The sequence below is a fragment of the Photobacterium sp. WH24 genome (assembly GCF_019204055.1).
In the GTDB taxonomy this organism is placed as follows: domain Bacteria; phylum Pseudomonadota; class Gammaproteobacteria; order Enterobacterales; family Vibrionaceae; genus Photobacterium; species Photobacterium arenosum.
In genome coordinates this window covers 600,886-613,550 of the sequence record NZ_JAGSOZ010000001.1, presented here as the reverse complement: position 1 = coordinate 613,550, position 12,665 = coordinate 600,886, and the positions used below count along the sequence as shown (strand labels likewise).

12 protein-coding genes are annotated in these 12,665 nt (G+C 51.2%); 5 read left to right on the top strand and 7 right to left on the bottom strand.

The genetic code is table 11. The annotated features are described in order from the left end of the window. Positions 1 to 128: 128 nt before the first annotated feature. Together KCG43_RS02705 and pyk are read left to right on the top strand one after the other, a co-directional pair. Positions 129 to 983 carry a MurR/RpiR family transcriptional regulator gene (locus KCG43_RS02705; protein ID WP_046219713.1) on the top strand — a complete coding sequence of 285 codons (855 nt, stop codon included), beginning with the start codon at positions 129 to 131 and terminating at the stop codon, positions 981 to 983. Positions 984 to 1,267: 284 nt separating this feature from the next. Next, positions 1,268 to 2,713 carry a pyruvate kinase gene (gene pyk / locus KCG43_RS02700; protein ID WP_192015336.1) on the top strand — a complete coding sequence of 482 codons (1,446 nt, stop codon included), beginning with the start codon at positions 1,268 to 1,270 and terminating at the stop codon, positions 2,711 to 2,713. Between the two features lie 113 nt (positions 2,714 to 2,826). On the opposite strand, the gene rimJ is transcribed toward pyk, so the two are convergent. Next, positions 2,827 to 3,411, bottom strand: coding sequence for a ribosomal protein S5-alanine N-acetyltransferase (gene rimJ, locus KCG43_RS02695; RefSeq protein ID WP_225445108.1), 585 nt, complete (start codon positions 3,409 to 3,411; stop codon positions 2,827 to 2,829). 109 nt (positions 3,412 to 3,520) lie between these two features. Between rimJ and KCG43_RS02690 the strand changes: the two genes are divergently transcribed. After that, entirely contained in the window at positions 3,521 to 4,006 is a 486-nt protein-coding gene (locus KCG43_RS02690; protein ID WP_192015335.1) for a methylated-DNA--[protein]-cysteine S-methyltransferase, read from the top strand. A gap of 42 nt (positions 4,007 to 4,048) precedes the next feature. On the opposite strand, the gene tyrR is transcribed toward KCG43_RS02690, so the two are convergent. The 6 genes from tyrR to pspA all read right to left on the bottom strand — a co-directional run bounded on the left by tyrR (position 4,049) and on the right by pspA (position 9,614). Next, positions 4,049 to 5,584, bottom strand: a complete 1,536-nt coding sequence (tyrR, locus tag KCG43_RS02685) for a transcriptional regulator TyrR (protein WP_192015334.1) — start codon at positions 5,582 to 5,584, stop codon at positions 4,049 to 4,051. 214 nt (positions 5,585 to 5,798) lie between these two features. After that, positions 5,799 to 6,836 (bottom strand): YcjF family protein, encoded by a 1,038-nt coding sequence (locus KCG43_RS02680; RefSeq protein WP_192015333.1) that lies wholly within the window; start codon positions 6,834 to 6,836, stop codon positions 5,799 to 5,801. After that, positions 6,833 to 8,230 (bottom strand): YcjX family protein, encoded by a 1,398-nt coding sequence (locus KCG43_RS02675; protein ID WP_192015332.1) that lies wholly within the window; start codon positions 8,228 to 8,230, stop codon positions 6,833 to 6,835. The genes KCG43_RS02680 and KCG43_RS02675 overlap by 4 nt, the downstream gene beginning before the upstream one ends. An 83-nt stretch (positions 8,231 to 8,313) precedes the next feature. After that, positions 8,314 to 8,700, bottom strand: a complete 387-nt coding sequence (gene pspC / locus KCG43_RS02670; protein WP_192015331.1) for an envelope stress response membrane protein PspC — start codon at positions 8,698 to 8,700, stop codon at positions 8,314 to 8,316. Continuing rightward, positions 8,697 to 8,927: an envelope stress response membrane protein PspB gene (pspB, locus tag KCG43_RS02665; RefSeq protein ID WP_027253354.1), complete on the bottom strand. Its 231-nt coding sequence runs from the start codon at positions 8,925 to 8,927 to the stop codon at positions 8,697 to 8,699. The genes pspC and pspB overlap by 4 nt, the downstream gene beginning before the upstream one ends. A 21-nt stretch (positions 8,928 to 8,948) precedes the next feature. Further along, a complete protein-coding gene (pspA, locus tag KCG43_RS02660) occupies positions 8,949 to 9,614 on the bottom strand; it encodes a phage shock protein PspA (protein WP_218383126.1) in 666 nt (221 codons plus the stop codon). A gap of 286 nt (positions 9,615 to 9,900) precedes the next feature. Here pspA and pspF point away from each other — a divergent pair, with 286 nt between their 5' ends. Together pspF and sapA are read left to right on the top strand one after the other, a co-directional pair. After that, complete coding sequence (pspF, locus tag KCG43_RS02655) at positions 9,901 to 10,923, top strand: phage shock protein operon transcriptional activator (RefSeq protein WP_218383122.1); 1,023 nt, start codon at positions 9,901 to 9,903, stop codon at positions 10,921 to 10,923. Positions 10,924 to 11,044: 121 nt separating this feature from the next. After that, positions 11,045 to 12,664: an ABC transporter substrate-binding protein SapA gene (gene sapA / locus KCG43_RS02650; protein WP_218383120.1), complete on the top strand. Its 1,620-nt coding sequence runs from the start codon at positions 11,045 to 11,047 to the stop codon at positions 12,662 to 12,664. The last annotated feature ends 1 nt before the right edge of the window (position 12,665 follow it).

The window sequence follows — 12,665 nt, the reverse complement described above, 5'->3', positions numbered from 1 at the left end:
AAAGGAAAAGTGATTTTCAGAGATTTGCTAGGAGGCCAGAAAAGAAAAGTAGTATAGTTTCATCATATTTGGCAGCGTCCCAACGAACTCGCCTATTTTGAAATTCAGCAACGAATCGCGGTTATCGTATGAATACCCTTGAAAAAATCCAAAACAATTTAGAAAACTTTAGTAAGTCAGAGCGTAAGGTTGCTGAAGTTATCATCGCTTCCCCGCAAACCGCCATTCACTCAAGCATTGCGACGCTGGCCAAAATGGCCGATGTCAGCGAGCCAACGGTCAACCGTTTCTGCCGTCGCCTTGATACCAAAGGTTTCCCGGATTTTAAACTCCATCTTGCTCAAAGCCTGGCGAACGGTACTCCCTATGTAAACCGTAACGTTGAAGAAGACGACAGCGCAGAAGCTTACACAGCCAAAATCTTCGAGTCCACCATGGCTTGTCTGGATGTTGCTAAGAGCAGTCTCGATCCGATGCAAGTTAACAGAGCAGTAGACTTGCTGACTCAGGCAAAACGCATTTCATTCTTTGGCTTGGGCGCATCAGCCTCGGTGGCCCATGATGCCATGAATAAGTTCTTCCGCTTCAACATCCCTATTGTCTGTTTTGATGACGTTGTGATGCAGCGTATGAGTGTGATTAACTGCACTGACAATGATGTTGTGGTACTGATCTCTCACACTGGCCGTACCAAGAATCTGGTAGAAATTGCTGAGATGGCACGTGAAAACGGTGCGACTGTTATTGGTATTACCGCCAAAGACTCGCCGCTGGATCGCGAATGCTCACTGTCTATCTGCCTCGATGTTCCAGAAGATACTGACATCTACATGCCTATGGCCAGCCGTGTGGTACAGATGACGGTCATTGATGTGCTCGCAACCGGCTTTACCTTGCGCCGTGGCCCGGGTTTCAGAGAGAACCTGAAACGCGTAAAAGAGACCATCAAAGATTCACGCATTGCAAAAGAAGGGTTATTTTAAACTCAACGACCTGTTTATGATTCTCAGGGTGGAAAAACATCAAAGCATGGTGATATAGCCATGCTTTTTTATACCCTCAGTATTCCCTCTGCGTTTAAAACGGACAATAATACCCGCTTAGCTGAGAATGAAAACGACCAACACGGACGACAAAGTCGTCAATTCATTGTCCTATGTCGCCTTTTTACTACAAGCACCTGTAATATAATTACAGATAATGCTAACACTATATACCCAAGTTATAACCCATCTCATCGTATCCTTTCGACTATATGGAGAGCTTCATGTCTCAAAGGTTAAGACGTACCAAAATCGTAACTACACTCGGCCCTGCTACCGATCGCGACAACAACCTCGAAGCCATTATTGCGGCCGGCGCCAACGTGGTACGCATGAACTTTTCGCACGGCAGCCCTGACGATCATATTCAACGCACTAAACAAGTCCGTGAAATCGCTGCTAAGCTTGGCCGCCACGTCGCTATACTTGGCGATCTGCAAGGCCCGAAAATCCGAATTTCTACCTTCAAAGACAGCAAAATCAAGCTGGCTATCGGTGACACGTTCACCCTCGACAGCGACTTACCTAAAGGTGAAGGTAATCAGCAAGCGGTTGGTCTGGATTATAAAGAGCTGCCAAAAGATGTCAGTCCTGGCGACTTACTGCTGCTTGATGATGGCCGTGTACAGCTTGAAGTCACGCATGTTGAAGGTAACAAAGTACACACAAAAGTGACTGTTGGTGGCCCGTTATCCAATAATAAAGGCATCAACAAGAAAGGGGGTGGCCTGTCCGCCGAAGCCCTGACTGAAAAAGATAAAGCCGATATCATCACGGCAGCGGCCATGAATGTGGATTATCTGGCGGTTTCATTCCCCCGCAACGGCGAAGACATGCACTATGCGCGCCGTCTGGCAACCGATGCTGGCCTGAATGCCCGTCTGGTGGCGAAAGTAGAGCGTGCTGAAGCGGTTGCCAGCGAAGAAGCCATGGACGATATTATCATGGCCTCAGACGCTGTGATGGTTGCCCGTGGTGACCTGGGTGTGGAAATTGGTGACCCGGAACTGATCGGTGTGCAAAAGAAACTGATCCGCCGCGCTCGCAGCCTGAACCGTACTGTCATTACTGCCACTCAGATGATGGAATCCATGATCACCAGCCCGATGCCAACCCGTGCTGAGGTGATGGACGTGGCTAACGCCGTACTCGACGGTACGGATGCGGTAATGTTATCGGCTGAAACCGCTGCAGGTGATTATCCGGTTGAGACAGTCAAAGCCATGGCCAGCGTGTGTCTGGGTGCCGAGAAAGAGCACAGTGTGAACGTGTCTTCTCACCGCATGGACCGCACCTTTGATACCCCGGAAGAAACCATTGCGATGTCAACCATGTATGCCGCCAACCACATGGTCGGTGTCACTGCCATGATCACCCTGACCGAATCCGGTCGTACACCGCTGATGATGTCGCGTATTTCATCCGGCCTGCCAATCTTTGCGTTGTCGCGCAATGAGCAGACACTCAATCGCGCCGCACTGTATCGTGGTGTCACACCTGTCTTTTTCGACCGTGCCGGTGACGCAGGTCTGGATGTTGCCAAACATGCGATTCACGATCTGAAAGAGCTGAATCTGCTGAAAACAGGCGATCTGGTGATTATCACTCAAGGTGACATCATGGACACGGTCGGCAGTACCAACAACATGCGTATCCTGACTGTCGACTGATAAGTCAGAGCAACACGCTGAAACGAAAAAAGCTTGCGGTACTGAGCATACAGTAAACGCAAGCTTTTTTATTTCCGTTTTACCGGCCCACAGTTAATGCGCCCTGTAAACCGTTACTGCGAAGGTTGCGACCAGTCCGGGTTAATACGGGCCGTCAGTATATGATCTTCCCAGCGCCCATTGATTAACAAGTATTCACGAGCCACACCTTCCTGCTCGAAACCCGCCGATTTCAGTACTGCCGCACTGCGCTTATTGCGCGGTATATAAGCCGCCATCACCCGATGAAACTGCTGCACGTCAAACATCCAGCGTATAGCAGCATTCAACGCCCGCCGCATAATGCCCTTGCCCTGACATTTTTCATCCAGTGAATAACCGACATGGCAGGCGTAAAAAGGGTGGCGCACCAGGTTACTGAAATTAATGACACCGCAGACTTCTTCTGAGCCTTCCATGAAGATAACAAAATAATACGCCAACTGGTGTTTATGAAGTTCTGCCAGTTGTGTCAGACGGCGTTCCCAGCCTTCCACAGTAAAGAAAGCCGGATCCCGAAGCGGTTCCCAAGGCTGGAGAAACTGTTTGTTACGCTGATAATATGACGCTATCTGACGCGCATCTTTATTTGTCACCAGACGCACTGTCAGTTCATCAACTTTTAAGGTTGATGAACGCTGCATGATTGAATGAAACAAGCTGACCTCTGCATACTATACTTTCACTTTAACGCTACCGGCATTTGAGGCGTTCCCCTGTGCCTGGCTGAAGGTAGCCGTTAAGACTCTCTGACCGGTGAAGGCAATTATGTACTATGACCTGATCAACACTGAGCTTGGTCTGATTTATCTGCAGGCCGACGACCAGGGGCTGAAACTGATCACCATTGCCAGTGACGGCTATCAGCCTCCCCCCTGCTGGGTTCATCACCCTAAAAAATTACAAGAGTACACCCTTCAGCTCAAGCAATACCTGGAAGGCCAGCGTCAGCAATTTTCATTGCGTTTAGCGCCCGATGGCACAGCTTTTCAGCATCAGGTCTGGCAGGCTATCCAGGCCATTCCCTATGGCGAAACACGCACCAGTCAGGAACTGGCTGCCCAGCTCGGTAATAAACAAGCTCATCAGGCGGTGGCACTGGCTAAAAATGTGAATCCCATCCCTATACTCATACCCTGTCACCGCGTGATCTGCCAGAATCCGAGAATCAGTTGCCGTTTTGGGCTGGATTTGATCAACCTTTTACGGGCCCTTGAAAATGGCCACATCCAGTCCAAAATCAGGCCACTTTAGCTGAGTGGCCTTCCGGGTGATTGACGTAGCACAGCAGGCAGGTTACGGCTTACTGATGCCATACTCGCGTAATTTATTCGCTACTGCGGTGTGAGACACCCCTAATCGTTTTGCCAATTTACGCGTAGAAGGGTAACTCCGGTACAGGTTTGTCAGGATGCCGGTTTCATAGCGCTTCATAATGTCATCCAACGAGCCATCGAGTGTCTCTTCGTTGATCACGCTGGCCGATTCATTCTCTGGCAGCTGAATATCATCGACCGTCATTTCGGCGCTTTCAAGCTGCGTCATGGCCCGGAACAGAACATTGCGCAGCTGGCGGATATTGCCCGGCCACGCATACTGGCTCAGCATCTGGGACAGTTTATCTGACATCACAGGTTTCGCCTGCTGCAGCTCCTGGGCAAACTGAGACACAAAAAGTTCAGCCAGGGGCACTATATCTGCCGCACGTTCCCGCAACGGCGGAACCACCAGAGATAACACATTCAGGCGGTAGTACAAATCTTCGCGGAATTGCCCCGCGGCAACCAGATCCGGCAATCGTTTCTGTGTGGAGCAAATAACCCGGACATCGACCCGCACTTCTTTCTCTTCGCCGACCCGGCGGAAAGTGCCATCCTGCAGGAAGCGTAACAGTTTCACCTGCAAATGAGAGGACATCTCACCAATCTCATACAGGAACACCGTACCGCCGCTGGCCTGTTCGAAAATGCCTTTCTTACCGGATTCACCACCGGTACCGGCCACCCCGAACAACTCGGTTTCGGCGGCGTTATCCGGCATAGACACGCAATTGACCAGCAGGAATGGTTTTTCCCGCCGCAGTGAACGCTGGTGACAGGCTCTGGCCAGCATTTCTTTACCCGTCCCGGTTTCACCCTGAATCAGCAAAGGTGCATCGAGCAGGGCCAGTTTTTTCGCCTGTGCAATCAAATGCCGGAAACGGGAAGATTGCCCGACCAGATGCTCAAAACCATTGTCACCGCTGATCTTGCGCATCGCCAGCGGCATTTTGGCCTCAGACAGGGACTTCAGCAAAATCACTGCACTGGCCAGCACTTCATTATCAGATTCATCGGCCACGTAGACCGGCATGACTTCCATCAGATAATCCAGGCCGGACAACACCACCATTTCGCTGTAATGCTTGGCGCTGTCTTTCTCCAGCCAGCGATGGAAATTGAAACCCAGCACACTGTGGACGGTTTCTCCCAGCACAGCTTCGCGGGTTTTGCCTAATAACTGCTCTGCCGGCTGATTAGCCAGATCAATTTTTCCCTGCAGATTGACAGAGAAAAAGGGATCCGGCAGTGCTTCCAGCAAGGCTTTCAATTCTTTGTGTTCACGCTCGCTCGGCATGAACTGTATTTTACGCACATCCGTGACTCCGTCTAACTGACGGATTTGAAACATTAACTGACGAAACTCTTCAAATTCGATTTCCGGACAATTGAGATAAATAATACCGCTGCGGTCGATTTCGATTCCCCGCAGATCCAGTTCCCGGCTCGCCAGAATATCCAGCAGTTCACGGGTCATCCCAAGCCGATCGACACAAAAGACTTGTAGTCTCATAGTGGTTGCCTTTTCGCTCCAGACAAAACTGTCAACAATTCGTGACACGAAAAGAAGTGTGCGCGGAAGTCGGTGTGTCGTCAAGACGGCAATGCCCGAAGGTGAGAGCTATATCGTGATGAAATGGCAGCAGAAAATACTTTTTGTTTCTAAACGCCGTTAATCGGATAAAAAACGACCAGTATGTTACGGCTGGTCGTTGTAATTCAGGGCATCAGTCTGCCGGTTTTTCTGCTTTATCCCCGCCCAGTCGGCTGAGTAAGTCACGACGAATATCACTCAATGCCGGGGCTTGTTCCGGTTGCCAGGGTAACGGACGCATCAGATTCATGGCCTTAAGGCCAAGACGGCCCGTCAACAAACCCACACCCAATCCTTGCGCGGCTCTGGCAGACAGTCGACCGGCAAGATGCACAGACAAGATATCCATGCTGCTGTCGGTGATAAGCTCACTGGCACCGGCTATGGCCATATTTTTCAATACCAGCTTGAACAACTGAATACGCGACCAGTAGCCGAGCTCGATACCATAGACTGCCGCTATCTGATCAATCAGACGAAAATTCCGCCAGGCGACCAGCAACACATCAGCAATCGCTAACGGGCTGACCGCGACCATCAGGGCGGCTTCCCGCGCATATTTAACCACCAGCTTTTTGGCTTGCTTATCCTGCTGACTGAGCACCAGCTGGTCATACATGGCCAGCACTTCCGCATCATTATGTGTTGCCGCCAAAGACGCCTGCCAACGGCTGTAACCCGGGTTCTCAGCCGAAATTGCACCTTGCTTGGCCAGGCGGATACAAAATGCTTTCCCCTGCCCGATGCCCTCGGCGGCCAGTAACATTTCAGCCTGCTCGCGTTCTGTCTGGCGATCTTTGAGGCGGCGTAGCCTGAGCCATTCACGGCCAAGCACACCGATACCCGTTGCAGCTACCGAGGCCACCAGCACACTCCAGCCCAGTGACAACCAGTCACCGCTCAGATAGGCGCTGGCAACATAATCAACGCTCTGCCACATCGTCAGTCCGATGCCGCCCAGCAGCAAGGTTTTCAGCCAGCGTCCCCGGGAAGACGATTTTCCCAGCGTTTTCTCCAATTGCGCTTCGGCCTGCGAGTCAGATTCCTCTTCGGCTGCGGCGGGCAAAAAGCTGTCCTGCCCGGCAAATTCCAGCCGACTTTTCAGATCCGGGCCTGGCGGCTCGGCGTCCTTCTCATCAAACACAATTTTGCTTTGATACGGCTTAGTCATCGCAGTTTATCTCCCAGCAAAAACGCCAATGTTTTGTCCATACGAATGTGCGGCAAGGGCTCATCGCTTTGTTGTGGCAGCGGACGGAAACTGACAAAGTCAAACCCCTGCGCCTGCCAGAAAGCATCATCCGGCAGTCTGCGCGGCACTTCGCCAGGAAACACTGTCTGTGCCTGTCCTGACAAGGTATGCCCCCGCAGTGCCGGCACCTGCTTGCCCTGATGATCCACAAAGCCCGGCTCCGTGGCCTGAATGGCAGCCAGACTGGTACAGCTCATGTTAATGCCCTCAAAAGAAGCCGTTTGCCAGGCTTCATTGACCATTTGCTGTAACAGGCTGACCAGATTCGGATGTTGCTCCGGGGTAATGTGATCGGCCTTGGTCGCCGCAAACAGCACTTTATCGATACGAGGCGAAAACAAGCGGCGTAACAAGGAGCTTCTGCCATAATGAAAACTCTGCATCAGTTGATTGAGTGCATGGCGCATATCATTAAACGATTCGCGGCCGGCATTGAGCGGTTGCAGGCAATCGACCAGAATGATCTGTCGGTCGAAACGGGAAAAGTGCTCCCGGTAAAAGCCTTTCACCACGTGCTGCTGATAATACTTGTAGCGGCGTTTCAGCAAGCCGATATTGGTGTCGTCACCCGCTTCATTTAACTGGGCTTCGGTGTATTTTTCCAGCCACATAAACGGGAAAAACTGCAACACCGGTGCCCCTGCCAGTTCACCGGGTAACACAAAACGTCCTGGTTGAACCCAGTGCAACCCGGCTTCTGCTTTACACTTGAACAGATAGTCGGTGAAGGTCGCCGCCAGAAGCGCCAATGCTTGTTCGTCAGCCGGCGCGAAGGGATCCAGTGTCTCGCCTGCAGCAAGCCAGTCACTTGCCAGCTGTTGACGGCGGCCAGTCATCAACCGAGCCTGCTGTTTTGACCAGGCCAGGTAATCCATTTCCAGTAACGGCAGATCCAGCAGCCACTCACCAGGATAATCAATGATATCCAGATACAGAGTGGCGGTATCCTGCAGCAGTTTTAACGGGCCTTTCTGCGGTTTAAAGCGCAGCGCCATACGTATCTGACTGACGTCCCGGGTCGGTTCCGGCCAGTGCGGGGGCGATTGCAGCAAAGCCTGCATGCCTTCTTCGTAACCAAAAGCCGGTACATGCATATCAACCTGAGGGACACGGCGCGCGCCCAGCAGATGACCGTCACTGACGGCCGGAAACAGTGGCAGCCGCGGGTTGGTGCTGACATGCTGCAGTTGATTCACCAGCGAAGTAATAAAGGCCGTTTTACCGGCTCGGGACAATCCTGTCACCGCCAGACGCACATGCCTGTCCAGGCCACGGTTTACCAGTTTGTTGAGCTCTTGCCCCAAATGAATCATATCCTGCCCTTTTGGTTGTTATTGGCTGATACGCAACAGAAAAGCAGGCCACTGCCTGCTTTTCGTAACACTTGACCGATAAATTAAAGCTGTTTGAACGCTTTTTCTACATTGAATGCCGATGAGGTGACATAGGCTTCCATGTCGCGGAGCTTGCCTTCCATCTGATCAAACTCATTTTCAATATTATCCAATAGCTGCGACGGCGACTGTCCCGACTGCCAGGGTTTCTGTTTCACTGTGTGCTCTTTATAAGCATGCTGCTGAATCTGACGCTCTTCCGGCATCTTGTCGAGAAACAGACAAGCTGCGATATAAGCCAGCGTCACAAAGAACCCGATACCCAGCAGAAAGGCAGACACAGTCAGAATACGGACAACCCAGGCCTCCACCCCGAAGTATTCGGCGATCCCGGCGCAAACCCCGCCCAGCTTGCCGTTCTTCGGATCACGGTATAAGGTTTTCGTCATGGCTTCTGCCTCCAGTGTGGCGCTTCCGCATCAAGTATTTTTTCCAGTGTCACAATACGTTGCTGCATTTGCTCAGCACGGACCACCAGCCCTTGTAATTTGTCAGTATCTTCACCTGACAGCCCCTGTGCCGTCTGACGCTTACTGCGGTAGTGTAAAATCAGCCACAGTGGCGCAACAAACACCAGAAAGACAATCAACGGCCCTACAATAAATCCCATGGACATGCACACTCTCCTTTTGAGACGTTATTCTTTGTCTTTCATGCCCGCTTTCAGGCGTTCCAGCTCTTTTTCAATGTCATCCTGCGCCTGCAGGTCTGCAAATTCCTGCTCCAGGCTTTTGCCCTGGCCTATATTATAGCTGTCAGCTTCTGCTTCCATTTCATCAATACGGCGTTCGTACTGCTCGAATTTAGACAAGGCTTCTTCCACTTTACCGGTATCAAGCTGGCGGCGGACTTCACGACGATTATCTGCAGCCTGATGACGCACCACCAGGCTTTGCTGCCGGGCGCGGGTTTCCTGCAGCTTACGCTCCAGTTCAGCCACTTCTGTTGCCAGCTTTTCGATGGTTTCTTCCACCAGCTTATATTCTTCCTGCAGCGTCAGTACCACATCGCTGATTTTCTGTTTTTCAATCAGCGCAGCGCGTGCCAGATCTTCACGGCTCTTCTGCAGTGCCAGTGTAGCTTTGTTCTGCCAGTCTTCAGACTGTGATTGCAGACTGTTAATACGACGATACAGCTCTTTTTTATCTGCCATCGCTTTGGCCGAAGAAGTACGGACTTCCACCAGCGTGTCTTCCATTTCCTGAATGATCAGGCGGATCATTTTTTGCGGATCTTCAGCTTTGTCCAACAGCGAATTCACGTTGGCGTTTACAATGTCCGCAAAACGAGAAAAAATACCCATTATGTCTCTCCTTTCATCGCTGCAACCACACATGTCGGGTTGCAAGCATTGTGATATGTCATTTCACCAGATAGCAATCTGCCTGTAACTCTTATTACAAGAGCCGTGCCAACTTTTAAAAAGCCGTAATTTCAGACATTTACCTTTGCAGATACAGATTCTCGCTGCTATCTTATGAGTGTTTACACCAAGAGTTGGTGAAATTCACCACACCAGTATTGTGCCTCCCGGCAACCTCTCGCCAGTTGGGCATATATTCATTTTCTACACAGTAACGGATAACCTGATGCAAAAAACAGACAATCTGATCGGTGAATCTGAACCCTTTCTGGCAGCCCTGGATCATGCATCCCGTCTGGCTCCGCTTGAACGCCCTTTACTGATTCTTGGTGAACGCGGGACAGGCAAAGAGCTGATTGCCCAGCGTATCCACTATTTATCAAAGCGCTGGGATCAGCCTCTGGTATCGTTAAACTGTGCCGCACTGAGTGACGGCATCATAGACTCTGAATTATTCGGCCATGAAGCCGGCTCCTTTACCGGCGCCAAAGGCCGCCATCAGGGCAGGTTCGAGCGGGCGGAAGGAGGAACGCTGTTTCTGGATGAGCTGGCCACCTCTCCGATGGGCATTCAGGAAAAACTGCTCCGTGTCATTGAATACGGGGAATACGAACGGGTGGGAGGAAGCAAAACCTGCCAGGCAAATGTCCGTTTGATTTGTGCCACCAATGCCGATCTGCCGGCGATGGCCGAAGCCGGCAAGTTCAGAGCGGATCTGTTGGACAGACTCGCCTTCGATATCATACATCTTCCGCCACTTCGTGAACGCCAGGAAGACATTCTGCCACTGGCTGAATACTATGCCGTGCGCATGTGCCGGGAAATGGGATTCAGCTACTTTGCCGGATTCAGTCAACAAGCCCAGCGCACTTTACTGGCTTACCAATGGCCCGGTAACGTCAGAGAGTTGAAAAATACCGTAGAGCGTTCCGTGTTCCGCCAGTCAAATGAGGATCTTCCAATACAGGATATTGTACTGGACCCGTTTCAGTCACCCTGGTCAGCTAATGACTCTGATCAAGAAAACGACGACTCAGAAAACAGTACTCAGTCCGTTAATGCTCTGCCTGTGTTACCGCTGGATTTACGTCAGTATCAGACCGAACAGGAAATTGCGTTAATTAACCATGCTCTGGCGCAAGCCAAGTACAACCAGCGAAAAGCCGCACAACTGTTGGGATTAAGCTACCATCAACTCAGGGGCTTACTGCGTAAACATAATATGGTGGGCAGTAATCTGGAAGAATAGAAAAAGGACCTTCGGATAAAAACACACTGGATATTGAAGGAGATACCTTGGTGCTTGGCACGGAAAGTGGTAAATTTAGCCACTTGTTTTTTCTCGACACCATTTAGATAAGAGCGTTGTTATGAACGCCTGTTTCCGATTGCTGCTCACCTGTGCCGGATTGCTGGGTTTGACGGCCTGTTCACAGCCACAACACGATAACACCATACGCCAATGGGGGTTTATTTATTGTGGTCAGGATACACCCTGGACCTTTAACCCGCAGTTAACCGATGGCGGACATACCGCAGACAGTCTGGCCGCTCAGGTTTTTGACCGTCTGCTCCAGCTTGATCCTATCAGTCATCTGCCGCAACCTGCGCTTGCCAGCAGCTGGAGCGTCAGTGAGGACGGTCTGGAGTACACCTTCACTCTCAGAAAAGATGTCCGCTTTCAGCAGACCGCAAATTTTGCACCTTCCAGGCACTTTAATGCCGAAGACGTGGTATTCAGCTTTAAGCGGGTAATCGACCCCAAGCACCCTTATCATTCTGTCTCTGGCGGTCATTATCCCTGGTTCGAAAGTCAGTCATTCGGCCAGCTGATTGACAGTATTGATAGCCTTGATACCAGCACAGTGAGATTCACTCTCACTCGGCCTGACAATGCCTTTTTATCTACCCTGTCGAGTTCGTACGCGGCCATTCATTCAGCAGAATACGCTGATCAGCTGCTGCGTGAAGGCCATCCTGACTACATTGATACCAAACCGGTAGGCACTGGCCCATTCTATCTGGCTGAATATCATCCGCATGATTTGATCCGGCTGAAACGTAATGCTTTTTACTGGCGTGGTGCGCCTTTCATGAATCAGGTGGTGTTTGATATTTCGTCTCGCGGCACAGGATCACTGGCCAAGCTTCTCAATCATGAGTGTGATGTTCTCTCCTCGCCGGTTGCCAGTCAGTTACCTGTGATTAAAAATAACCCGGACTTCGAACTGATTGCCCAGACAGCCATGAACGTTGCTTTTCTGGCCATCAATAATAATATCCCCGCTTTACAGGATGTTCGGGTACGTCAGGCGCTCAATCTGGCCATTAACCGTGAGAACCTGCTTGATTCTGTCTACTACGGCACGGGTACCAAGGCCAAAACATTGCTGCCGCCCATGTCCTGGGCACATGATGCTCATCTGGCAGACGTCAATTATGACCCGGACACAGCCATGGCATTGCTGAAAGAGGCTGGCTACAGTAATAACCTGCACCTGATCCTTGCCGTTCCAATGGAACCCAGGCCTTACAACCCCAGCCCGCGCAAAACGGCCGAGTTAATCCAGGCTGACTTACGGGCAGTGGGGGTTGATGTCACCTTACTGTTACAGGACAGACCGCTCCGGCCAGGTTCGGTGGCCCAGAAAGGCATAGATCTGACCCTGACTGGCTGGGTGGCGGATAATGGCGATCCGGATAACTTCCTGCGCCCGCTGCTGTCGTGCAGCGCCAAGCAAGCTGGCCTGAATGTCGCTAACTGGTGCAACCTTCAGTTTGATAACCTGCTGGAACTGGCGTCACGCACCACTAAGCTGGATCAACGCATGGACTACTACCAATATGCTCAGGGAATATTACGCGACGAAGTGCCGATTATTCCGCTGGCGCACGGTATTCATTATCAGATCCACCATAAATCTCTGCACGGGCTGCATCTGAGTCCGTTCGGTACTCGCTCATTCTCTAATGTGTACCGGAGCGAATAAC

What these genes read in the sequence shown, in the direction of transcription:
- pyk (WP_192015336.1), top strand. Translation starts at nt 1,268, where the DNA reads ATGTCTCAAAGGTTAAGACGTACCAAAATCGTAACTACACTCGGCCCT.
- pspB (WP_027253354.1), bottom strand. Translation starts at nt 8,927, where the DNA reads ATGTCCATGGGATTTATTGTAGGGCCGTTGATTGTCTTTCTGGTGTTT.
- KCG43_RS02690 (WP_192015335.1), top strand. Translation starts at nt 3,521, where the DNA reads ATGTACTATGACCTGATCAACACTGAGCTTGGTCTGATTTATCTGCAG.
- sapA (WP_218383120.1), top strand. Translation starts at nt 11,045, where the DNA reads ATGAACGCCTGTTTCCGATTGCTGCTCACCTGTGCCGGATTGCTGGGT.
- tyrR (WP_192015334.1), bottom strand. Translation starts at nt 5,584, where the DNA reads ATGAGACTACAAGTCTTTTGTGTCGATCGGCTTGGGATGACCCGTGAA.
- KCG43_RS02705 (WP_046219713.1), top strand. Translation starts at nt 129, where the DNA reads ATGAATACCCTTGAAAAAATCCAAAACAATTTAGAAAACTTTAGTAAG.
- pspC (WP_192015331.1), bottom strand. Translation starts at nt 8,700, where the DNA reads ATGACGAAAACCTTATACCGTGATCCGAAGAACGGCAAGCTGGGCGGG.
- pspF (WP_218383122.1), top strand. Translation starts at nt 9,901, where the DNA reads ATGCAAAAAACAGACAATCTGATCGGTGAATCTGAACCCTTTCTGGCA.
- KCG43_RS02680 (WP_192015333.1), bottom strand. Translation starts at nt 6,836, where the DNA reads ATGACTAAGCCGTATCAAAGCAAAATTGTGTTTGATGAGAAGGACGCC.
- KCG43_RS02675 (WP_192015332.1), bottom strand. Translation starts at nt 8,230, where the DNA reads ATGATTCATTTGGGGCAAGAGCTCAACAAACTGGTAAACCGTGGCCTG.
- pspA (WP_218383126.1), bottom strand. Translation starts at nt 9,614, where the DNA reads ATGGGTATTTTTTCTCGTTTTGCGGACATTGTAAACGCCAACGTGAAT.